Annotated in this window: 21 protein-coding genes and 1 tRNA gene; 6 read left to right on the top strand and 16 right to left on the bottom strand. The window is 44.5% G+C overall.

Features of this window, described 5'->3' with window-relative positions; translation table 11 throughout:
* The first annotated feature begins 201 nt into the window (after positions 1–201).
* Positions 202–813, top strand: coding sequence for a hypothetical protein (locus FLP08_RS14295; RefSeq protein WP_156277703.1), 612 nt, complete (start codon positions 202–204; stop codon positions 811–813).
* Positions 814–901: 88 nt separating this feature from the next.
* Here FLP08_RS14295 and FLP08_RS14290 read toward each other — a convergent pair whose 3' ends face one another.
* Entirely contained in the window at positions 902–2,131 is a 1,230-nt protein-coding gene (locus FLP08_RS14290) for a cysteine desulfurase-like protein (protein ID WP_156277702.1), read from the bottom strand.
* Positions 2,132–2,305: 174 nt separating this feature from the next.
* Between FLP08_RS14290 and FLP08_RS14285 the strand changes: the two genes are divergently transcribed.
* Positions 2,306–3,859, top strand: a complete 1,554-nt coding sequence (locus FLP08_RS14285; protein ID WP_156277701.1) for a M20/M25/M40 family metallo-hydrolase — start codon at positions 2,306–2,308, stop codon at positions 3,857–3,859.
* Between the two features lie 20 nt (positions 3,860–3,879).
* Here the strand turns inward: FLP08_RS14285 and FLP08_RS14280 are convergent, their stop codons facing one another.
* From FLP08_RS14280 to FLP08_RS14260, 5 genes are all read right to left on the bottom strand, one after another.
* Positions 3,880–5,034 carry a DUF3095 family protein gene (locus FLP08_RS14280; RefSeq protein WP_156277699.1) on the bottom strand — a complete coding sequence of 385 codons (1,155 nt, stop codon included), beginning with the start codon at positions 5,032–5,034 and terminating at the stop codon, positions 3,880–3,882.
* Between the two features lie 60 nt (positions 5,035–5,094).
* On the bottom strand, positions 5,095–5,457 hold the full coding sequence (locus FLP08_RS14275; protein WP_156277698.1) for a hypothetical protein: 363 nt from the start codon (positions 5,455–5,457) through the stop codon (positions 5,095–5,097).
* Between the two features lie 33 nt (positions 5,458–5,490).
* The gene (locus FLP08_RS14270) at positions 5,491–6,477 is read right to left on the bottom strand and encodes a DUF1028 domain-containing protein (protein ID WP_156277697.1); all 987 of its coding nucleotides are present in this window, start codon (positions 6,475–6,477) and stop codon (positions 5,491–5,493) included.
* Between the two features lie 45 nt (positions 6,478–6,522).
* Positions 6,523–7,209: a DUF2490 domain-containing protein gene (locus FLP08_RS14265; RefSeq protein ID WP_156277696.1), complete on the bottom strand. Its 687-nt coding sequence runs from the start codon at positions 7,207–7,209 to the stop codon at positions 6,523–6,525.
* A 65-nt stretch (positions 7,210–7,274) separates the two neighbouring features.
* Complete coding sequence (locus tag FLP08_RS14260) at positions 7,275–7,574, bottom strand: hypothetical protein (protein WP_156277695.1); 300 nt, start codon at positions 7,572–7,574, stop codon at positions 7,275–7,277.
* A 114-nt stretch (positions 7,575–7,688) separates the two neighbouring features.
* Here FLP08_RS14260 and FLP08_RS14255 point away from each other — a divergent pair.
* Positions 7,689–7,760 (top strand) — tRNA-Arg (locus tag FLP08_RS14255).
* A 50-nt stretch (positions 7,761–7,810) separates the two neighbouring features.
* Here FLP08_RS14255 and FLP08_RS14250 read toward each other — a convergent pair.
* Positions 7,811–8,539, bottom strand: a complete 729-nt coding sequence (locus tag FLP08_RS14250) for a phosphatase PAP2 family protein (protein ID WP_156277693.1) — start codon at positions 8,537–8,539, stop codon at positions 7,811–7,813.
* A gap of 3 nt (positions 8,540–8,542) precedes the next feature.
* Entirely contained in the window at positions 8,543–9,124 is a 582-nt protein-coding gene (locus FLP08_RS14245) for a phosphatase PAP2 family protein (RefSeq protein WP_156277691.1), read from the bottom strand.
* Between the two features lie 328 nt (positions 9,125–9,452).
* Between FLP08_RS14245 and ppdK the strand changes: the two genes are divergently transcribed.
* Both ppdK and FLP08_RS14235 read left to right on the top strand, forming a co-directional pair.
* Positions 9,453–12,179, top strand: coding sequence for a pyruvate, phosphate dikinase (gene ppdK / locus FLP08_RS14240; RefSeq protein ID WP_156277689.1), 2,727 nt, complete (start codon positions 9,453–9,455; stop codon positions 12,177–12,179).
* 241 nt (positions 12,180–12,420) lie between these two features.
* Positions 12,421–12,636, top strand: coding sequence for a hypothetical protein (locus tag FLP08_RS14235; protein WP_156277687.1), 216 nt, complete (start codon positions 12,421–12,423; stop codon positions 12,634–12,636).
* A gap of 95 nt (positions 12,637–12,731) precedes the next feature.
* Here FLP08_RS14235 and FLP08_RS14230 read toward each other — a convergent pair whose 3' ends face one another.
* On the bottom strand, positions 12,732–14,210 hold the full coding sequence (locus tag FLP08_RS14230) for a serine hydrolase (protein WP_156277685.1): 1,479 nt from the start codon (positions 14,208–14,210) through the stop codon (positions 12,732–12,734).
* A 241-nt stretch (positions 14,211–14,451) separates the two neighbouring features.
* Here FLP08_RS14230 and FLP08_RS14225 point away from each other — a divergent pair, with 241 nt between their 5' ends.
* Positions 14,452–14,928 carry a YqhA family protein gene (locus tag FLP08_RS14225; RefSeq protein WP_156277683.1) on the top strand — a complete coding sequence of 159 codons (477 nt, stop codon included), beginning with the start codon at positions 14,452–14,454 and terminating at the stop codon, positions 14,926–14,928.
* Here FLP08_RS14225 and FLP08_RS14220 read toward each other — a convergent pair whose 3' ends face one another.
* From FLP08_RS14220 to FLP08_RS14190, 7 genes are all read right to left on the bottom strand, one after another.
* The gene (locus FLP08_RS14220; protein ID WP_238388507.1) at positions 14,929–15,921 is read right to left on the bottom strand and encodes a DUF481 domain-containing protein; all 993 of its coding nucleotides are present in this window, start codon (positions 15,919–15,921) and stop codon (positions 14,929–14,931) included. It lies immediately after the preceding gene.
* Positions 15,922–16,033: 112 nt separating this feature from the next.
* Positions 16,034–16,873 carry an oxidoreductase gene (locus FLP08_RS14215; RefSeq protein ID WP_156277679.1) on the bottom strand — a complete coding sequence of 280 codons (840 nt, stop codon included), beginning with the start codon at positions 16,871–16,873 and terminating at the stop codon, positions 16,034–16,036.
* A gap of 3 nt (positions 16,874–16,876) precedes the next feature.
* Positions 16,877–17,545 carry a peroxiredoxin-like family protein gene (locus FLP08_RS14210; RefSeq protein ID WP_156277677.1) on the bottom strand — a complete coding sequence of 223 codons (669 nt, stop codon included), beginning with the start codon at positions 17,543–17,545 and terminating at the stop codon, positions 16,877–16,879.
* Positions 17,546–17,643: 98 nt separating this feature from the next.
* Complete coding sequence (locus tag FLP08_RS14205; RefSeq protein WP_202912780.1) at positions 17,644–18,243, bottom strand: Crp/Fnr family transcriptional regulator; 600 nt, start codon at positions 18,241–18,243, stop codon at positions 17,644–17,646.
* 79 nt (positions 18,244–18,322) lie between these two features.
* Entirely contained in the window at positions 18,323–19,147 is an 825-nt protein-coding gene (locus FLP08_RS14200; protein WP_156277676.1) for a transporter, read from the bottom strand.
* Positions 19,148–19,238: 91 nt separating this feature from the next.
* Positions 19,239–20,399 carry a BamA/TamA family outer membrane protein gene (locus tag FLP08_RS14195; protein ID WP_156277675.1) on the bottom strand — a complete coding sequence of 387 codons (1,161 nt, stop codon included), beginning with the start codon at positions 20,397–20,399 and terminating at the stop codon, positions 19,239–19,241.
* Complete coding sequence (locus FLP08_RS14190) at positions 20,396–21,451, bottom strand: hypothetical protein (protein WP_156277673.1); 1,056 nt, start codon at positions 21,449–21,451, stop codon at positions 20,396–20,398. The genes FLP08_RS14195 and FLP08_RS14190 overlap by 4 nt, the downstream gene beginning before the upstream one ends.
* Positions 21,452–21,459 lie beyond the last annotated feature (8 nt).

Here is a 21,459-nt window from a genome sequence, read left to right as displayed (position 1 = left end):
GTTTAATTGACTCAATTGCTCCGTAACATCAAACTTTATGAATTGTCTATTGTTTTAAGACTAATTTCATGTAATTCTCATTTTTATCTGCCTTAGAAAAACTAATAAAGCTTATCTTAAATCTGCTTGAGGGTTTCAGGCTTATTCTTTAAATTCGAAACATATTACCTGCACTTTTTAATTTGACAAGGAATCAATATCATGATCAGAAAGCTGTTTTTATTATATATACTCCTTTTCTCGATTAGTAGTTATGGTCAGCGGTATAAGGATTATGAAATTGGTCCTATGTTCAATTATGAACATACCACCTTATTGGTGGCAGACGGTGTTTTGAACAATAAAGAGGGCGACCGGCATTCTGCTTCGGGATTCGAGCCGAACTATGCCGCGGGGCTGTATGCGATCTATTACTTCCGGCCTAAACTGGGTCTGGGCGCTGAGCTCTATTTTCAGCGAACCACTTCAGCCGAACTCCCCAGTGGGGAATATTATAATTCCATAACCTTCATGCCCTATGTGAATGTGGATCCCTTCAGGCAGATAAGCAACCTACATTTTGGCGGAGGAGTGGGGCTGGCATTTATACAGGAGCTTCCCGATTACCGCGGAAAGGTTCTGGAAGAAGATGTTCGGGTGATCACAGTTCCCCTGAAATTATCTACTTCCTACCGTATAAGGAACCATATTACTTTTGAACTGGGTGGCCAGGTGGAGCTGCTGGAAGTGGTCGCCGATAATGTAAGGAGAATGGCCTTCTTTGCAGGTATCAAAGTACCTCTTAACCGTCTTAACCGTTATTATTATAGATAGCCAGCTTTCCTTTTGATTTAATTTTCTCTTTATCAGTAATACTGGAGGCTGAAGATGTGTTTTAGCTTGTTTTGGAATCAATGATGCCCTATGAAAATATTCCCCGGAATACCGAGATCAGTTTTTCCACCTCTTCCCGGGTGTTGTAATGTACCAGGCTAACCCTTACCACGCCGTTCTTGTTTTCCAGTCCTAATGTCTGCACCAGCCTTTTAGCGTAAAAATCTCCAAAACGGATCCCTATTCTATGCGGATCCACTTTTTCCACAATCTCATCACTTTTAAAATTCTCATGTACAAAGGAAATTGTTGGAACCCGAAGGCTTGAATCTGCCGAGGTATTCCCAATGATTCTTACTTCTGGGATAGAGTTGAGGTAGGTTAGAAGCTTCTCTGCAAGTTGCTGCTCGTGCTCAGAAATCAGTTCAAAAGCCTTGGAAAGCCTTTGGCTGAACCCGGGCAGCCCAGTCTCTTCATGATGCTTGCAGAGTTCAGAATAATATTCGGTGATACCCAGGATGCTATAGGTCAGCTCAAAATTGAAATTCCCGGGTTGCAGTTTATAGGGAACAGCATCTTTCCCGATAAAATAATGGTTAAGGCTGTCCAGCTTAAGCAATTCAGCGTATTTACCGTACATCACCGCCAGGTGAGGCCCGTAGGTCTTATACCAGCTGAAGGTATAGAAATCTGCATCCAGTTCCTGCACATCAACCTTTCGGTGAGGAGCATAGGCTACCCCGTCTACACATATAAGGGCTCCGGCCTTGTGCACTTCTTTCGAGATCTCCTTGATGGGATTAATGGTTCCCAGTAAATTCGAGGCATGTGTGACCGCGACCAGTTTAGTACGAGGGCCCATAAGCTTTTTGAGTTCAGATAATTCTAATTCAAGACTTTCTTTATTTACCTGCCAGATTTTAACCTTGATCCCTTTTTCTTCAAGGTCCATCCAGGGAGATACATTGGCTTCGTGATCGGTATCGGTTACAATCACCTCATCTCCTTCTTTCCATTGTTTACTAATGCTAAGGCTTAGAATACGCAGCAGCATGGTCGTGGAAGAACCAATTACCACTTCTTCATCCCGGGAAGCGTTCAGCAGTTGTGCGATCTGGGAGGTGGCAAATTTCAGTTTTCTGCCGGCTTCTTCAGAAACCGAATAAGAAGCACCCAGCTGCACATTATGGTGTAAAAGATATCCGCTAATGCGTTCGATCACATTTCCCAGTACCTGTGAACCACCGGCGTTATCCATAAATATGAAATCCCCGTCCAGGGATGGGAATTGCTTTCTTACAAAATCAATGTCTAGCATGCCTTCTTTGTTTTTAAAGTTTTCTTTGGCCCTGAAGGCCGAAAATATTGTCCCGCCAAGATAATTAAAATTTGTGCCCACTTAAACCAACTGCCGGAGCTTAGGTCTAATATGAATGTTATTCAAAAAAATACGATCTTGTAGATCCTTAATTTACCACTTAAAATTTCACTTATGACCAACAAACTACTCTCTGTTCTGCTGTTATTATTTCTAAGCAGCAGTATTCTAACTGCCCAGAGCAGGCAGGAAATTGTCTCCCAGATCGTGCAGGAGGCTAATGAGAATTCACGATTGAAAGTTCTGGCCCATGAACTCCTTGATGTGGTGGGGCCACGACTTGTAGGCACCCCACAAATGAAAAATGCTCATGACTGGGCCGTGAAAAAATATAGCAGCTGGGATATTACCGCCAGGAACGAACAATGGGGGAAATGGAAAGGCTGGGAAAGGGGAATTACCCATGTAGATATGATCTCACCCAGGATACAAAGCCTGGAGGCCAGGCAGCTGGCCTGGAGCCCTTCTACCGGAAAGAAAGGGATTACGGCAGAAGTGATGATACTTCCCAATGCTAAGGACTCTTTGGATTTTATCGATAAACTGAAGTCGGTTAAAGGAAAATTTGTAATGATCTCCATGCCCCAGCCAACAGGAAGGCCAGACGATAACTGGGAAGAGTGGGCAACTGAAGATTCTTTTTCTAAAATGAAGGCTGAACGAGATTCGCTGGATAAGAAATGGGAAGAAAGGATAGAGCGTACAGGATTAGATTACCGGGAATTACCTAAGGCTCTGGAAGCAGCTGGAGCCGAAGGGATCATAAGTTCGCGCTGGTCACGTGGTTTTGGAGTGAACAAAGTATTTTCTTCTTATACCGAAGAGATCCCGACCATTGATGTTTCCCTTGAAGATTACGGGATGTTGTTCAGGCTGGCAGAATATGGCGACAGGCCTGAACTAAAGATCGTGGCAGAGTCTTCAGAACTTGGGGAGATGCCAACCTTTAATACTATTGCCGAGATCAAGGGAACAGAAAAGCCAGAGGAATATGTGATCCTTTCAGCTCATTTCGATAGCTGGGATGGCGCTACCGGGGCAACCGATAATGGTACAGGAACCATCGTAATGATGGAAGCCATGCGTATCCTTAAGAAATTATACCCTAATCCTAAAAGGACCATCCTGGTGGGGCATTGGGGAAGTGAGGAACAGGGATTGAACGGGTCCAGAGCCTTTGTAAAGGATCATCCCGAGATCGTTGAAAAGGTCCAGGCCTTGTTCAACCAGGATAACGGGACCGGGAGAGTGGTAGATATTTCGGGGAACGGATTCCTGCATGCTTACGATTATTTGGGTGACTGGCTTTACGAGGTACCAGAGGATATCACTCAGCATATAAATACAGATTTCCCCGGCACACCGGGAAGGGGAGGCTCAGATTATGCTTCTTTTGTAGCCGCCGGGGCACCGGCATTTAATCTTAGCTCGCTAAGCTGGGATTACTGGAACTACACCTGGCATACCAACAGGGATACCTACGATAAGATCGTTTTTGATGATGTTAAGAATAATGTGATCCTTACTGCTGTTCTGGCGTATATGGCCAGCGAAGATCCTGAAACCACTTCCAGGGAAAAGATAAAACTGCCTGTAAGCAAAAGAACGGGAGAACCAATGACATGGCCCGAACCCAAGGATGCGGAAAGAGCAGGAATGCTGGACTAATTCAGTTTTAACTAAGGCAGCTAAACCTTGTATTTAGATTTAAGGTGGTTGGCTGCCTTGGTATAACCACCATCGCCGCCATCTATAAAATGAACGTGCTGGTCTGTACTGGTATCCTTAACGTAGCAGGACATAATGCTTTCCTCGCTCACGTGGTACCCGTATCTAATGAGCTGTAATTTTTCCAGTTTGTCGAGGTATGCGGTAAGTTTTTTGCGCTGGGAACTGTTCCCCGTAATTACGGTGTTTATCCTGCCATCAAGGCTAAGATTGTCTGAAAGTTCAACCAGTTTCTGCAGGTAGGTCATCCCAGCCTTCGTGTTTTTCAGGTAAAGTTCCCCGAAATTGGCGATCATAAAGCTTTTAAGGAAAGCCGGCAGGCTCCATCTTCCCAGCTTGGTCCTCAATTCCGCATTTATCCTGTGCAGTCCCGCTTTGATCTTTAATTTTTTTACCGAAATAGGTTTTCTTCGGCCAACCGAGCCGTAGATATCATCTATCGCGGCCATGATCTTGGAATATACCCGCGAAAAATCTGATTCCTCGCAGCCTTCAATTATAAGGCTAATCACTTCCTGGTCTTCCATAGGTGGTCTAATCCGGTCCCATTTACATTCCATTCCGCTGAGGTCCAACTGAGCTCCATTGGTGGATATCTGCTGGGAATAATCATTGTTCTTGATCCTGTTTTCAGCATACTGCAGGGCGGTACCCAGGATCACCGGAATATTGAAATTTTTATTCACCCTTACCCTGGCGATCTGTAGGCCTATGTTCTCCCGGTAAATATCTGCTATGCTAAAGCTGCCAATAGATAGGCTGAAATTGAAATTCTTCCTGGCGTTCTGGTTATGTTTTTCTAGTACGGCCAGGGAATTGTCTTTTAGTTCTTCCGGAATCAGAAATACAGCGCCATCACCTCCAAAAAAGAAGGGGACGTTGATATTATTGCTTTCTGCGAGGTTGAGAATGGCGATCACGCAACCGGTAGCGACCAGGTTCACATTGTTGTGTTTTCCTTCAGCAACCGCCTGGGTAGAGTTCCGGATATCGGCCACAAGGATATGCCAGGAATCGGGCAGCCTGCAAAATTTCTCGCGGTCACCAATCAGCTCGCTTATGGAAGAGTCGTGAATGGCAAGGTCTGAATAGAAATTGGTATTTATTTCGCTCATACAGTTTAGGTCGCAAAAGGGCGAATTTAATTTCTATTCGTTCCTGAAAATGGGCTATCCCTAGTTGAGTTCGGCACCAACGGCAACACTGCAATCATGTCCCGGCTCCCCATGAGGAGGATTTATCCTTGGTGTAGCGCTCTGGAGCCTTACCGGCGAGCTGGTCATCTCTGGAGTAGTTGAGGCATTTGCCTGGTCCAGTGGTGCTCCTACCGGAAGGTCACAGCGATGGCCTGCTTCCCCGTGTTCGGGGTTGTATTTTAGATCGCTGCTCTTTTCCATGTTCTTTTTCATTTCTTCGGCTGAAGCTGTCTGAGCGGTAGCTTCTTCCTTTTCAGTGCTTTTATCTTCTTCCTTGCAGGAAAATACCAGGATGGATAGAAGGCAAGCTAATATTATTGGAGTTCTATATAATCTTTTCATAGTAAGAGGATTAGACTGGTAAATATATTCAAATTATTCTATTATTGCCTGAAGTTCTTCATCAGAAACAGTAAGGATGCCGGAGGCCGGAAGCCTGGTGGTCATCTCTCTCCAGTTCTCATCTTCTGAAAATACTTTTTTAAAGATTGGTTTGGCCTCTTCCAGCCTTCCGCTATTGGCCAGGGCTACGGCTTTCCAGTACTTCATTTCCAGATTTTCCGGGAACATCTTTTCTGCCGCCCCGTATTCCTTCAGGGCTTTTTGCATATTTCCTTCTTCTACGGCAAGGTCTCCCTTGTTCATATGCTCGTAGGCACGGTGAACCTTCAGTAAACGCTCAAGTTCCCTGATAGGAGTTTTATGGTCGTCTACCCGCAGGTCGATCTTTTTTTCCTCCCAGCTCTTGTCGGTCCTTTCTGGTCCCACTACGATCAAGGCAGCAGATTGTTTGCCTCTTATATCGCCGCCTGCTTCCTGGGCAGCTTTCAATGCTTCAACAACCCTTTCGGGCAGGGGATAATCTGAATATCTTACAAAAGCCTCGGCCATTGCCGGTATTACTTCATCGTTAAGCATCATATTGGCCTGTACCGAAAAATTCTTTCCTTGTAGGTCTTCAGCAGCCTCTACGCATTTTTCCCCGGTGAAACCGGAAACATTTCCGTTGGCATCCAGGAAAGCGACCTGTCGATAGGCTCGGCCTTCATCTTTTTCCACAAGCCTGGTGAGCGCCTGTTCTGCTGAAATACCATTTGCCATTAGCTCCAGGCCTTCGGGCCCATAAGCGGGATTCACAAAAGACTGGGTGGCCACCACTCCAACCCCGGCCTTACCCCAGGAAACAATGGAGCCCACCGAAAACCAGTGGCTCTGCACGCCCACCGCCATTTCCCCGGTGATAGTATCCCTGGCAACTATAGAATAGGTATGCGCAAAAGCGTCTTTGGAAAGACCTTTAATGTTCTGAGAGCTAAGTCCCGCAGAAAATAGGAGACAGGTAAGAAGTAATAGTTTTTTCATAACTGGTTTTGTAATTTTTCTAAAGATACTAAAAGCCTGCTTATCCTAGAAGCTATGGTGAAGGCTCAGCTGCAGCTGTCCCTTGCTAATATCGTTGGTACTTTGCTCCATGTAACCGGCCTGGACTTTAAGATTGTCTTTTATGGCATAGCCCAGGGCAGCATAAAAACGGTTACGGTCAAAAAGCTCAACCCTGCCGTTCCCAACATCCTTTTGCCCATTAATGAAAATCTCGTTGTACAGGGCGAGATAGATAGAGTTCTTGTTGAGATCTGGCTGATTAAGGGGAATATTCAGAAAAAGATTATAGCGGTACCGGGTCCTGAAATCCTGGTCTTCTACCCATCGCTGCTCATATCTGAACCTGTGTTTTAGGTAGATCCTGTTTGCTATCTTATGCGGAAGCAGAGCTTCCTGGTAGATCCTGTTTTCAGAAGAGGTGTCGTTGGAATCGCCGAAACTGCCCGAGGTGATATTGGCATAGCCTAAAGTAAGCTTAATACTGGAATTAGGGCTGTAGGTAAATCCAGCACGAAGGAGAAGCTGTTCCAGGTCACCCAGGACGTTCCAGTTTCGATATTGAGCGTCTCCCTGTAATCCGAATTTTGATTCTCCAAATTCGGTGTTCCAGATATACATGTACCAGGCACCTAACTGGTCCTCGTCCACCTGGGCGTGGGAATTAAAATGGGAAAAAAAGCATAGGAACAGGACAAGGAATAATTTTTTCAAAATACTTGTTTTTCAGGTGAAATTAGAGCGGAAAAGGCTTTTTAGCAAGGATTGGCTTACAGCATTTAATTTTTAACTTTTGTTACCTCTAAAAATACAGGCCCGCCATCTACAGGATATCCTTTTATGCGGGTAGCCGTGATCTTCACTTTTTGATCTTCGTATTGTTCAAGATCTATGCTATCGCTTCTAAGCGCGTAAAAAGCTCCCTTAGTTTCCAGCCTGTGGGTTCCGTACTGGTAAGTGGTGATTCCCGCGGGTTTTATGATACCGGAATACTGCTTTGATTTTTCGGGGTTTAAGGACCCGCAACTGGATTGGACGGCTAACAGCAGGAAGATCCCAATGGCAGAAAAAAATTTCATAGGTTCACTTATTTTAGACAAAGGAAAGATAGGATTTGTGCCCCGATTGGAAAAATTAAAGTTTTTCACCAGGCTTTTTATTTTTTCAATAAAGAGATTACTTTTGTGGCAGCTGGCCTCATAGTTCAATGGATAGAATAGAAGTTTCCTAAACTTTAGATCCAGGTTCGATTCCTGGTGAGGCTACGTTAAAACCTGCAGGTCCTTTGATCTGCAGGTTTATTTTTTTGGCAGAATTAAGTTTGTGGATCCCTTCTGAAAATTTCAATAAGGTTGAATATAAGTATACAAAAGACCACCCAGAAAAGGCCGGCAATATAACCTCCCGCTATATCTGAAGGAAAATGCACTCCCAGGTAGATCCTGCTTATGCCGATGCTGAGGATGATAAAGACCAGCAGCCCGATAAGCCCCGCTTTCAGGAATTTATTTATCCTGAATTTTGTGCACAGGTAAATTAGAAACCCGTAAAAGGCCATGGCGCTCATCGCATGCCCGCTGGGATAGCTCAGCGTCTCTACAGAAACCATATGCTCTATTCCCGGCCTTGCCCTGTTTATAAAACGTTTCAACATCATGTTGGAGGCTGAAGCCAGGATAAGTACCAGGCTGGATTGTAAGACGTATTTCCATCTTTTAAAGATCAGGCGGGAAACCAGGGAATAGCCGATGAGAACCGCCAGATAACCGTAAAAATCGCCCAGCCTTGTCATGAAGATAAAAAAATTTGTAAGTCCCGGGCTACGGAATGATAGTACGTAACTGGTGATCTTATCATCGATCTCTGCCAGCATCTCTGTTTTTAAAGTATCGGTAAGCTCTACAAAAAGATTGATGCTTGTAACCACAACAATAAGCGCGATTAGAACGATGATGATATATGGCAGTTTATGATCGTAGGCTTTGAATTTTCTGATTAAAAAATTCCTGATATTCGATATGAAATCAATTAAGGACTTTCTCATCTGTCAAAAGCTATAGGTATAACCCAGCAAATAACTGCCATCTCCACTACTGAAGCTGAGTTGCATATGTTCTTGCTGGTATTCGGTAGTGAAAAGCAGGTTGCTGCCCAAACCAATTGCTGCACCGGCAATCACATCCAGGATATCATGTTTTTCTGAATCTATCCGGCTGGCAGCGGTAAAACCGGCAAGAGCGTAGGCCGGCATGCTGTATTTAAAACCATACCTGCGATGGACAAATCCGGCGCTGTGAAAGACCGTTGAGGTATGCCCTGAGGGAAACGAGTTATCATTACTCATATCTGGCCTGGGTTTATTGATGCCGAATTTGAGCCCGTAGGTAACTCCTACCGTTAGCAATAGACCCTTGGTAAACTGCCAGGCTCCATTGGGTTTAGCATCTTCAACAATAAAAGTGGAGGCCAGGGTTGCGGCCGGTAATGAAAAAAGTATCACGTCCCCGATCTTCTGGGTGGTGCCAACTTCCGGTGGGGTCTCACTGGTATCCTGTGCAAGAAGGACCTGGCAGGAGATAAGCCAGAAGCCTATTATCAAAGCCCATTTGGGCGAGCTATAATTTAGCATTGGGAGTAGGTTTTCGGTATTTTAGGTATGAAAAAGACAAATTTTAGCTGTTGGTATGCTCTTTCAAATGTAAAATTTTAAAACCTCAGGTTTCCTAAATAAATTTTAAAGAATGAGAAGGAAATCCGGTTAAGTCTTAAAAACTGCATCTAAAATTCCTCTTTTCATAAGGCATTGCCTCAGGTGTGTAGTTTTAAGACAATAATTCTACCTGTTTCATTTTCAGTCTTCAAAAAGACCCGCTTAGCTGATTTTAGTCATACTTATTGCTGGTTTTCTTGCCTAATTTCATGCAGAATAATCTCGTTTCATTTAAAAGATTTGAATTATGGAAGCAGCAGTAACCACCAAGGCCCGGATCTTTAGATTTGGGAATAGAACAGCCGACGGCAGCAAGGATATGAAAAACCTCTTGGGCGGAAAAGGAGCCAACCTCGCCGAGATGAGCCGTATCGGTATTCCGGTTCCGCCGGGATTTACGATCACCACTGAAGTATGTACAGAATACAACCGGCTGGGCAAGGAAAAATTGATCGATATCCTGAGACCCGAGGTAAGGGAAGGAGTGGAGCATGTAGAAAAGATCATGGGCTCCAGATATGGAGATCCCGGGAATCCATTGTTGCTTTCAGTTCGTTCTGGCGCAAGAAAGTCCATGCCTGGAATGATGGATACGGTACTCAACCTTGGTTTGAACGACGAGGTAGTGGCCGGTCTCATTAAGAAGACCGGTAATGATAGATTTGTCTGGGATTCCTACCGGCGCTTTATTCAAATGTACGGTAGCGTGGTACTGGGAATGAAGCCCGATTCCAAGGAAGAAAATGACGGTTTCGAAGAGATCATAGAGAAGCTGAAGGAAAAACGTAATATTCAGCTGGATACTGAATTTGGTGTCGAGGACCTTAAGGAACTGGTGAGCGATTTCAAGGAGATCGTAAAAAAGAAAACGGGGAAAAGCGTCCCTGCAGATCCCTGGGAACAGCTTTGGGATGCCACTATGGCCGTGTTCGACAGCTGGAACGGGAAGAGGGCGGTCTATTACCGGAATATGCATGGATATCCTTCAGACTGGGGTACGGCGGTAAACGTCCAGGCCATGGTCTTCGGAAATATGGGAGATAGTTCAGCTACAGGGGTTTGCTTTACCCGTGATGCCGGTAGTGGTGAAAATGTTTTCAACGGGGAATATCTTATGAATGCCCAGGGTGAAGACGTGGTGGCCGGGGTTAGAACTCCGCAGCAGATCACCAAACTGGGATCGCAGCGCTGGGCAGAACTGGCCAGGGTCGATGAAAAGGAAAGACGGGAAGTATATCCTTCGCTGGAGGAATTGCTGCCCGACCTGTATAGAGAACTCGATGAGTACCAACAGAAAATAGAAGATCATTACCGGGACATGCAGGATATGGAATTCACCATTCAGGAAGGCAGGTTATGGATTCTACAGACCAGGGATGGGAAACGTACCGGTACGGCCATGATCAAAATTGCCGTAGACCTGCTTAAGGAAGGCAAGATCAGTGAAAAAGAAGCGATCCTGCGTATTGAACCCATGAAACTGGATGAGTTGCTTCATCCCGTTTTTGACAAGGCAGCATTAAGTAAAGCCCATGTAATTGCCCAGGGGCTTCCGGCCTCTCCGGGAGCCGCTACCGGCCAGATCGTGTTCTTTGCAGATGAGGCTCATAAGTTCAAGAATTCAATCCTGGTTCGTATCGAAACCTCTCCAGAAGATCTTGAAGGGATGAATCTGGCCAGGGGTATACTTACTGCACGTGGGGGAATGACCTCTCACGCGGCGGTGGTGGCACGCGGAATGGGAAAATGTTGTGTCTCTGGAGCAGGATCTTTGAACATAGATTATAAAAGCCGGGAGATGAGGGCCGGAGGCAAGGTATACCACGAAGGAGACTGGATCTCCCTTAACGGAAGTACTGGAAATATCCTGGAAGGAAAAGTAGCCACCGTTGAACCCGAGCTAAGCGAAGACCTGGCTGAATTGCTTGAGATCTCAGACCAGTTCGCAAAGATGAAGGTGCGTACCAACGCCGATACACCTAAGGATGCTGAAGCGGCAAGAAACTTCGGGGCCTCCGGAATTGGTCTTACCAGGACCGAACATATGTTCTTTGGTCATGAAAGGATCAAAGCCATGCGTGAAATGATACTTGCAGATTCGCCTAACGGAAGAAAACGGGCTCTGCGGGAATTATTACCTATGCAAAGAGCAGATTTTGAAGGTATTTTCGAGGCTATGCAGGGACTGCCGGTTACCATCAGGTTACTGGATCCTCCGTTGCATGAATTTGTTCCCCATGAGCTCACCCAACAGAAGGAGCTGGCCAACGAAATGCATATTTCTGTAAAACAGGTGAAAAATAAAGTGGACGAGCTAAGGGAATTCAACCCTATGCTGGGACACAGGGGATGCAGGCTGGGTAACACCTATCCCGAAATCACCGAAATGCAGGCCAGGGCGATTCTGGAAGCAGCATTGAACCTTAAAGAAAAGGGAATTGAAGTTAAACCAGAGATCATGATCCCACTGGTAGGGACTGTAAGTGAATTTATCCTGCAGGAGCAGATCATCAGGGAAACCGCCGAAACCGTTTTTACAGAGAGGGAAAGCAGGGTAGAATTCCAGATAGGTACCATGATCGAGGTGCCCAGGGCGGCCCTTACCGCTGCCGAGATCGCGAAACATGCCGAATTCTTCTCCTTTGGGACAAATGACCTAACCCAGATGGTATACGGATTTTCCCGGGATGATATAGGTAAGTTCCTGCCGGTCTATTATGAAAAAGGAATCCTGGCCGGGGATCCTTTCGAAGCTATAGACCAGGAGGGAGTAGGTCAATTGATAAGGATTGGAATTGAAAATGGCAGGAAAACCAAGCCCGGGCTTAAGATCGGGATCTGCGGGGAACATGGAGGTGAACCCTCTTCCATAGAATTCTGCTATAAGGCGGGGATGGACTATGTGAGCTGTTCGCCCTTCCGGGTGCCTATTGCACGAATTGCCTCGGCACAGGCAGCGATCAGGAATAACTGAGGTGAGGTCTCGTGAGATAACAGGCCCGTCCGTTAGATGAATTCTTTTGGCCGGGGCCGGGTTGGAACTGGCCCAGGCCAAAATTTTAAGAATTGTTAATAGTTTGGTTAATAACTAATTAAGTGCATAAAATTTTCAGGGGTGATCTGTTCTTAACTTGCAGGTGCCCCCAAATGCCGCCCTACTTATGTAATTGGTTTAAATGAACCAGCAGTGCCCTACTGCTGCTAAATTTAGCTATATGAAAACAATGCCCCAACAGGTAAAACTGGCTGAGAGACTGGATCTGGATATCAGGATCAATCCTATTAGTCTGCTTTTCAAATTATGTATGATCGCGGCAATCGCGCTGTTTATTAATTTTCTAACCTCCAGAAACTATACTTCTAAAAAGTTCGAGGTTGAGGAAGTAAAGATCTCGCAACCGGCCAGGCTGAGTCCGCCGGTGCCTTTTTAATTATTAAGCCGTCTGCCAGGATCCTGATTTGCAGAATAAGCAAAAAAGAACGGCTAAAACCTGTTTGTTTTTTGCCGTTCCTGCTAATATTTCAATTATTTCACCTGCTTTTCAAGATCGTTGATCACCTGTAGAGCATGTGAATTAGCTGGATCTAATTCTACAGACTTTCGATAGTTCTTTATAGCAAGTTCTATATTTCCCTTTTTCAGGTAAGCCTCCCCAAGACTATCGTAAACATTGCCCGACTCGGGAAAAGCGTCTACATTCCATTTAAAGATCTCTATGGCCTCATCGATCTTATTGCTGCGAAGAAGATCGTAACCAAAGCTGTTAAGTTCATATTCATTCAATTCATAGTCTTCAGAATCCTTGATTTCTGAATATAGTTCCCTGGCAGCCTCAAGTCCCATTTCCTGGTACTCACGCCTTACTTCCAGGACGACAGAAGGCTTCGGAAATTCATAATCCTGATCATAAAGGATCCTTCCAATGGCTTCGGTCATATCATTCAGCGCTTTTCCTCCGGTGTTGTTCAGCAGTACGATAAGGGCGTCATCACTGGGGATCCTTGTAATAAGAGAACTATAACCATTAATGCCTCCGCTGTGCACCGTCGTAAAAACCGAATCTTTCTCCATACCAAATTTCTGACTACCCACGAACCAGCCATAGGCGGCCGACTGTGGTCCCAGGGGTTTATGGGCCTGGAACATGATCTTTTTGCTTGCCGGGGAGATAAGCTCGTCGTTAAGCAAAGCTTTATGCCATTTAAAAAGGTCTTCCACCGTACTGTAAATGGATCCGGCGGCATAGGGGATAGACATATCCAGGTATTTTGAATTTGTGAAATTATTGCCTTTCTGTTCGTAGCCGGTAGACCTGTTTTTGATGATCTCTTCAAAATGATCGTACCCGGTATCGTTCATGGCAAGTGGTTTCAAGATCCTTTCTTTTAGCGCTTCTTCGTAAGTTTTTCCGGTAACTTCCTCGATGATGGCGCCTAAAAGAATATAGCCTGAGTTGCTGTAAGCGAAATTAGTTCCGGGTTCGAATACCAGGCTGGAGTCTGAAAAGGTTCTGGTAAGTTCCCTTACCGTATACGGATCCCTGGACCTATTTTCGAAAAAACCTGGAAAGGAAGTATAATTGGGTACACCAGAAGTGTGGGTTAACAAATGATGAATGGTCACTTTGTCCCCGGTAGATTTAGGATATTCTTCTAAATATGTTGTAATTGGAACATCCAACTGTAGTTTTCCCTCTTCCTTCAACTGCATAATAAGCATGGCCGTAAATTGTTTGGTAATAGAGCCCACCCGGTGCTTGGTTTTCGGGCTATTTGGAATATCCCATTCCATATTGGCCATCCCATAGCCTTTTTTTAGAATTACTTCGCCTTCTTTGGCCACTAGCAGGGAACCGTTGAATTGCTTGTACTGGGTATATTTGCTCATCAATTCATCGATCTTCTCTGACTCTTCCGAAGTTTGAGCAAAGGCGATAAATAGAAATGAAGGCAGGACAAGGAACAGGTAAAGAGCCCTGGCCGATGATGATGAAAAACTTTTCATAAAATTTAGATTGTAGTTATATCAATAAGACGCAGATTTTCTGAAGAGGTTACAGGAAAACATGGGTAGAGCCTGAATTCCTTGATTCCTGAACTGCCATCTCCTGGTGACATAAAATTCAATTTCAGATATATAAAGGTTGAGATTTGTTTGCCTGAAAAAGTTTATTAGTTGTTGAAATACAGATAATTAACTTGTTTTTTGAGTAAATTAAGGTACTATTACTTTAATTGCTTAACTCATGCTAAACTATCTGCTCAAGCTTAGGTTCCTCGTGGTCATAATCGTGCTGTTCACTTTTTTAAATTCTCTTATCCTGATCTTCCTGGCCGCAAAAAGGTCGGTACATGCTTACGGGATCGTATTTTTTAATTTTGAAAGTGACAAACCGCCTGGGGTTGAGATCCTGGAATCTATAGACCTGTTCCTTATAGGGCTGGTGTTCCTCATATTCTCACTGGGCTTAACAAAACTGTTCCTGGGCAGGCTGGTAGACGATGAAGATCAGAACAACCTCCCCAAATGGCTACGCATTGGTAATTTCTTTGAGCTGAAAATATTGTTATGGCAAACCATCCTGGTCTCCCTGGTCGTGCTTTTTGTAGACCAGTTGTTTCAGCATGAGGGGGAAATGGAATGGAACCTTTTGATTATTCCTGCGGCAATTTTGGTACTTTCCATCAGCATGGCCGTGATCCAGAAATATGAAAAACATTGATCAATTAAACTCCCAGCCAATTCCGGTCTGCACCACGTAATCCAGGTCGGCTGCACCTTCAATGGCCTGGTTATCATAGTTAAGGGTAAAGCCACCTTTAACATAAAAATCTAAAGGCAGGTCGTATTTGGTATCCAGGCTGTAATCCACACGCCAGCGACCGTTTTCGGTAAGACTGGGATAAGCAAAAATCCGGGTTAGTAAACTCCAGTCACCAATATCAAAAAGGTTCAGTTCTGAACCCAGGTATGCCTCCAGGGAATTGAGGTTTTCCGGCCGGTTCTCAAAGTTCTCGTTCACCCCGGAGACCCCGGCTTCAATACCCAGGTAAGAGGAATTGGTATGTATGATATATTTCCCGATCCCCGCCCTCACATTAGACCTGAGGGTCAGTAGCTGTTCGGTATTGGATAGAAAGTAGATCACAAAGCCGTAATACCAGTCTTTGGGCATGAATTTCCGATAGGTAAGGTTGCCGTCCTGCCTTCTAACCGTTTCCACATCATCCTGGTTGGACCTCAGGATACTGTATCCCGCCTTTAACCACCAGCGTGGGGCGGTATAACCAATATTGGCCCGGGCTCCTATCTGGTTGAAATTATTTGCCTTGGTAAAACTGTAGTCGGCATCAACAGAAGCGTTCAGCCTGCTCCAGAAATCCTTCTTATAAGACCTGAAATAAACGATCTCGTCCCTCTCCACTTCCACGGTGTCACCATTGATCCTGTAGATCTCCCACCTGGGAACAGCTACGGTATTCACCCTGCCGTTCAGCCTCCTGCCGTCGGTAAGCGTGAACAGGTAGTTGCTTGTGGAATAGATCTCACGAACCTTTTCCCAGTCTATCTTGAAATCGCTGTCACTGTAATCGGTTTCTATGGTGATCACGCCTTTGTTCAGGGATTTTAATTCCCCTACCATGATATTGTTGTTGGTGAAGACAAGCGAATCATTTTGAGCATCCACGGATATAATTCCAAATAAAAGAAACATAACCCAAAAATGCCCCCGCATAAAAGTGATTTAAACTGATTATTAATATATTAGATGATTTCTAAGATAAAAAAAATCGGTTTAAGTTAAACAGCCTCCCTCTATATATGTTTTAAAAGATCACGCTTTCAGCAATTTCTTTGTTGGCATCCAGATCGGATTGCAAACTGTCTATTTTCATTTGGATGGTCGTCAACGGAGTTTTACCTAACGGAAGTCGCAATGTAGATTTTTTGGAATTTACCATATCTATGATTGCCCTGCCCGCCTTTACCGGATCTCCTTCCTGTATTCCATGCACCTCTTTAAGTTTCTTTCGGAAGGCTCCTGCAGTTTCAGAATATTCAGCGATCATATTAGCTGCAGTTAATAATCCTTTTCCGGCGAATTCGGTTCTAAATGGACCGGGTTCCACAATAGTCAGTCTGATTCCAAGAGGTTCAATTTCCTGGGCTAAAGCCTCACTGAATCCTTCTAAAGCAAATTTGCTTGCATTATATATTCCGAAACCCGGAAAGGATTTAACACCGGCATGAGAAGAAATTTGAATAATATGTCCTTTCCGCTGTTTTCGCATAATTGGTAGGATCTGCCTGGTCAAATTAAGGGTACCGAAGAAATTGATCTCGAAAACGTTCCTTACCTCATCTTCCGAAGCTTCCTCAATAGCACCCGCGAAACCAATTCCGGCATTGTTTACCAAAACATCAATTCTTCCGAACTTCTGCATGACGCTCTTCAAAGCCAAACCAATGCTTTCCTGATCTGTAAGATCCAGCCGCACAGCATAGGCGGATTGGCTATTTTTCCTATTGAATTCAACCACTTCTGGCCTGGTCCGGAAGGTACCAATCATGAAATCTCCACTGTCAATAACAGATTGGGCAAGTGCCTTACCCAATCCGCTTGATATCCCGGTAATAAACCATATTCTTTTTTCTCCAGCTTCCATAACTTAAGATTTAGCTAATTCGTCAATTATTTCTGAAGGCTCCACCCTGTTACGGTAATCACCTCCTGTTGCCCTGGTAAAGGAAACCTTTCCATCCTTTTCGATAATGAATACTGCGGGAACCGGTAGCTCCTGGGAATCGTCAGAATAATATGAATTGAAATCGATTCCAAGATCTGCCATTGCCTTTACAGGTTTATCGGCATTCCTAAATACACTTGTATATTTTCTGGCTACCAGGTTTGCAGGATCACTCAACACCTGAAAATCAAGTTCATTTTTTTCCTTTAAGTTAAGGGATTCATCTGGAGTTTGGGGAGAAACAGCTACCAATTGTGCCCCCAGATCCTCCATTCTGTCTAGCACCTGCTGATATTGCTTTAGCTGCAAATTACAATAAGGACACCAGGACCCCCGGTAAAATACCAGTACCACTTTGCCTTCTTGAAGTAAGTTATTTAACTGAATAGTTTCCCCAACAGCATTATTCAGGATAAAATTAGGAGCCAGGTCTCCTTTGCTTAGTTTTAGAATATCCTGATGCTGGGCTTCCAGTGCTGTCGCATCTTCCTCAAAAATGGCTAAAGCCTCCCCAGGAAGCATATTGCTTAAATTTCCCTGTAATTCCTTCAATCCATCCTGGTATGAAGGTGTTTCTGTTCTTAAACTCATAATACTTTGTTTTTAGTTCGTCAATATTGACTATACAAAGTTGAGCTGAATAGAACTTTTTTAAAATGACCTGGTTTAGGAAATAATCTTGACCTAGATCAAGATTGAGAGGAGAGATTCTTTCTAATTCGGGATAGAAATTCGGGGGTCATGCCCAGGTAAGAAGCGATAATCTTCTGGGGAATGCGATCTACCATGGCAGGATACCTTTCAAGTAATTCTAAGTATCGTTCTTCGGCAGTCATGCTTAGGCTGGATAAAGCCCTTTTTCTGGAAAAGGCGAAAGCTCGTTCTGTAGTGATCCTGAAATACTCACTTAACCCATGTATCTCCTTGCATAGACCTTCAATTTCTTCATAGGACATCCTTAAAATAACCGAATCTTCCAGTGCTTCTACAAAAAGAGTGGCCGGAGTCTGGGTGATATAACTATAAAAATCACTTACAAACCAGTCTTCCATAGCAATCTGTACTGTGTGTTCCTTACCTTCAGCATCCAGAAAGAAAGACCGGAATGATCCTTTAACGATGTAATTCCTATACTGACTGGTATAACCAGGTTGGTCGATGAATTGTCGCTTTTTGATCCTGGCGGTTTGAATTATTCCAACAAGACGATTGATGTCAGCATCTGACAGTTTTACGTACCTCCCAATATTTTCCAGGATATTCCTATAATTTTCTGAATTGACCTTCAATTCCTATTTATTATGATCTAAGCAAACTTAATCTATTTTTAAAAGAGCATGACCAAACTAATGCACTTGATTGATATTTCTATTTCGGAAATAAAAGTACCAACATTGCCCTGAAGCCCCATTCCGCGGTATTAGCATTGCCATAGGGGATACGCGGTCCCACGGCAACCTGGGCCAACTGGCTGCCAATACTTATCACCTTGGAACCTATAAGGTTTACAGTTCCATTCGTTGCATCATAATCCCAGCTTTGTGTTAGCTCCGTATTCAGGGCAATCGCATAGCCTCCCGCGAAGTTCTTTGCGATAAAGGGTTGTACGAAGGTGGAATTAACATCGGGCATATCATCATCGCCGGCAACAGACCAGATATGGTTGGCCAGGGCGCCAATAGTAACATCACCAATTTGTTTGAGCACAACTCCCGTTGGTCCTATCCCGAATTTCTTGGTCCCAAGATCATCTGTGGCCGTAGGTACCAGGAAGACCGGACCGGCTCCCCAGATCAAACCTCCTGATGTAGGTTCCTTAGGTGAAAAGAAAGCACTGGCCACCATATCACCCAGGCCCGTTTGCCTGCCGCTATTTCCGAAGACGTCGTTTTGAGTGGTAATAGGCAGGATCACCCTGCCAATTAGATTCCAGTTTTCGCTTATGCTGATGGGAACAACGGGTTGAATGTTCAGGGTATATCTACTTCCATCGTCCGGTCCTATCCCAAAATCGAAGTTTCCCTGGAAGGGGACACTTATCAAACTAGCGACCGGGTTCTGAAGCTTTTTTGCCAGTTCTTCTGCACTGGGTGCACCACCATCCTCCTCCTGCGCATTAGACAATGCTGGAAGACTAATTATAAGTATAAAGACCACTAAAGTCCTGCTCCATCGAAGTAATAAATCTTTCATAATTCAGTTTTTAGGTTTATTCCTTTCCCTTGGGAAAAATATTAAAGCTACTATTATAATTCATAATACACTGTAATTCAATTGTTAAGCTTTAAAAGGCTTCAGTAAAATTGAAATAAAGCCCCGAAGATTCCCGACCAATTCCAAAATCTATCCTCAGGTTCATCCTGGGCTGAACTTCCAACCTGTAACCCACTCCCAGGTTGGGGATCCACTCGTTTATTGCGTCCAAATCATCGGCGATACTACCCGAACCCAGCCAGACTGCGATCCCATGTTTACTTAGCTCTTCGTTAGACTTCAGGAACATATGTCGCCATTCAGAGATCAGGTACACCCCGGTCCTGTCCCTGTACTGCCCATCTATATAACCCCTTAGGGCATTGGTGCCACCTATCCTGGATAATTCTTCATAAGGGATATCCCCGGTGCCCACACGGCCATATAATTTTAAGGCGAGCGTATTTCCTTCCCGATTCAGCTGATGATAGGTCCTTATGTCCAGTTCATAAATATTATAATCATTATCACTACCCAGGTAATCGCCATAGAAGGTCGCATTGAAGTTAACGAACCAGCCTTTCCAGGCATTCACGGTGATATCCCTGCTGTCGTAACTGGCGGTGAACTTAAGACCGGCATTATAATTTTCCGGACCAAATTCCCGGAAATAGGCATTCTGTTCCATAAAAGGATTTAGTTCAGTAACCTTTGACCTGTTGAGGTCTATACCCAAACCTCCATAGATATTTTTCATTAGCCGAAAAAGAACTGTTGGGGAGATCTTATAGGATTCCCTTTTATAGGCTGTGGTGCTATCGCCAAGGGAAAGCCGGTTGATCTCTGAAAATCCGACCCCGAAATAATTATCATTGGCATTGGAAAATTTCCCCACGAAATTGATGCGTAGCTTATCCTGGAACCAGAACGTGGCCATTTTGGCGTTGAAACCATAATTCCCCTTGGTGCTGATGAAGGTATTTATGGGAATTGAAGATCTCTGTATCAGGGAATCTTCAGGATTCGTTTTAAAAGTATATAGAATGCCACCACCTATTAAAAGTCCATTTTCTGGAGTGTATCCCGGCCCGGCAAGCACGCTCAGGAAAGGGCGGCCTTCCTCTATGGCCGCTTCTTTCTTTACGGCTCTTCTTTTCATATAGCCCTTGATCCCCTTTTCCTGCGCGTAGCCTTCCATACAGAAGAGCAACAGCAGCAGGAAACAGAAATATTTTAGCTGGCAGGATTTCATATTCCGAAGCGATAATTTATGGATGTCATAAGTTGAAAACGGCCCGGACCGAAACCTGTTTCCAGCCTGTACCACCAGTGTTTGCTATGATTATACTGGAAGCCAACCTGGAAAGACCATTCGCCTAAAGGAACCTTGTCGAAGCTGTAGCGCAGTGGAGTGCTGCCCAGATCCCTTCCGGAAAGCCAGTTATCCAGGGCGTTTACCAGGCGATCTACCACCAGTTTTTGAGGCAGGCTTAATTCGTCATACCAGTTCATGGCCTCATCGGCGATCTGCGATTTTAATTCGTTGAGATCGTCCTCATCGAAGGAGGCGAAAATATTTGAAATGGGAAGTTCACCGCCCGAATCCTGGGTGATTCTCTGGTATTGTATCCCTATCGTGGGGATAAAGCTTCGGTTGGCTTTGCCTAATTGAAAATTACGTCCAAACCTTAGGGAGGCGACCGTTCCCTGTACAGGATCATCCAGTGAACTGATGCTGGTCCAGGAATAGTTCAAATTCCCTGCAGCGAAATAATTTCCCAGCCCATAAGCGACCACCGTTCCGAAACCCCAGGTTTCCCCGGTAGGATTTGCTTCTACCTCGATATTCAGCGGAAAACCAATTTCGATATTACTGCGTGACTCAGACCTCGCGTAAATTCCATAAACGTTTAGAAATGGAAATAACCAGGCATCGGCCCTGAAGTTGAGGATGTTGGTTCGGTTCTTCACGGTCTTGAAATCGACGAAATCTATGCTCACCAGGTCTGAATCGCCAATACCGATTTGCGGATTTTCCAAGTCGTATTTTGATTCCTGGTAGATATAGTTCGCCATGATACCAAATGGATGCGGAAAATCTATGCCTCGTTCCCTTATCTTTCCCCCAAATATTGGCAGGATATAGGGGTAGGGGATGGCGGCCAGGCTATCGCGCTCGCTCTTGCTTAATTTCGAGACCTGCGCCTGGGTGGGTTGTGTAAAAAAAAATCCCAGCAATAGAATTAGAACAGCGCATACTCCATTTCCAAAATTGCTCTTTAAAATTCGTTCTTTCTTTTTCATCTTCCGGG

Origin of the sequence: Christiangramia aestuarii, assembly GCF_009735585.1 — a bacterium.
Classification (GTDB): Bacteria; Bacteroidota; Bacteroidia; order Flavobacteriales; family Flavobacteriaceae; genus Christiangramia; species Christiangramia aestuarii.
The sequence above is the reverse complement of the archived record's forward strand: the minus strand, read 5'-3'. Positions and strand labels throughout refer to the sequence as shown.

Bases quoted from the DNA above. Each gene is read 5' to 3' on its own strand.
- FLP08_RS14295 (WP_156277703.1), top strand. From the start codon at position 202: ATGATCAGAAAGCTGTTTTTATTATATATACTCCTTTTCTCGATTAGT.
- FLP08_RS14290 (WP_156277702.1), bottom strand. From the start codon at position 2,131: ATGCTAGACATTGATTTTGTAAGAAAGCAATTCCCATCCCTGGACGGG.
- FLP08_RS14285 (WP_156277701.1), top strand. From the start codon at position 2,306: ATGACCAACAAACTACTCTCTGTTCTGCTGTTATTATTTCTAAGCAGC.
- FLP08_RS14280 (WP_156277699.1), bottom strand. From the start codon at position 5,034: ATGAGCGAAATAAATACCAATTTCTATTCAGACCTTGCCATTCACGAC.
- FLP08_RS14275 (WP_156277698.1), bottom strand. From the start codon at position 5,457: ATGAAAAGATTATATAGAACTCCAATAATATTAGCTTGCCTTCTATCC.
- FLP08_RS14270 (WP_156277697.1), bottom strand. From the start codon at position 6,477: ATGAAAAAACTATTACTTCTTACCTGTCTCCTATTTTCTGCGGGACTT.
- FLP08_RS14260 (WP_156277695.1), bottom strand. From the start codon at position 7,574: ATGAAATTTTTTTCTGCCATTGGGATCTTCCTGCTGTTAGCCGTCCAA.
- FLP08_RS14250 (WP_156277693.1), bottom strand. From the start codon at position 8,539: ATGAGAAAGTCCTTAATTGATTTCATATCGAATATCAGGAATTTTTTA.
- FLP08_RS14245 (WP_156277691.1), bottom strand. From the start codon at position 9,124: ATGCTAAATTATAGCTCGCCCAAATGGGCTTTGATAATAGGCTTCTGG.
- ppdK (WP_156277689.1), top strand. From the start codon at position 9,453: ATGGAAGCAGCAGTAACCACCAAGGCCCGGATCTTTAGATTTGGGAAT.
- FLP08_RS14235 (WP_156277687.1), top strand. From the start codon at position 12,421: ATGAAAACAATGCCCCAACAGGTAAAACTGGCTGAGAGACTGGATCTG.
- FLP08_RS14230 (WP_156277685.1), bottom strand. From the start codon at position 14,210: ATGAAAAGTTTTTCATCATCATCGGCCAGGGCTCTTTACCTGTTCCTT.
- FLP08_RS14225 (WP_156277683.1), top strand. From the start codon at position 14,452: ATGCTAAACTATCTGCTCAAGCTTAGGTTCCTCGTGGTCATAATCGTG.
- FLP08_RS14220 (WP_238388507.1), bottom strand. From the start codon at position 15,921: ATGTTTCTTTTATTTGGAATTATATCCGTGGATGCTCAAAATGATTCG.
- FLP08_RS14215 (WP_156277679.1), bottom strand. From the start codon at position 16,873: ATGGAAGCTGGAGAAAAAAGAATATGGTTTATTACCGGGATATCAAGC.
- FLP08_RS14210 (WP_156277677.1), bottom strand. From the start codon at position 17,545: ATGAGTTTAAGAACAGAAACACCTTCATACCAGGATGGATTGAAGGAA.
- FLP08_RS14200 (WP_156277676.1), bottom strand. From the start codon at position 19,147: ATGAAAGATTTATTACTTCGATGGAGCAGGACTTTAGTGGTCTTTATA.
- FLP08_RS14195 (WP_156277675.1), bottom strand. From the start codon at position 20,399: ATGAAATCCTGCCAGCTAAAATATTTCTGTTTCCTGCTGCTGTTGCTC.
- FLP08_RS14190 (WP_156277673.1), bottom strand. From the start codon at position 21,451: ATGAAAAAGAAAGAACGAATTTTAAAGAGCAATTTTGGAAATGGAGTA.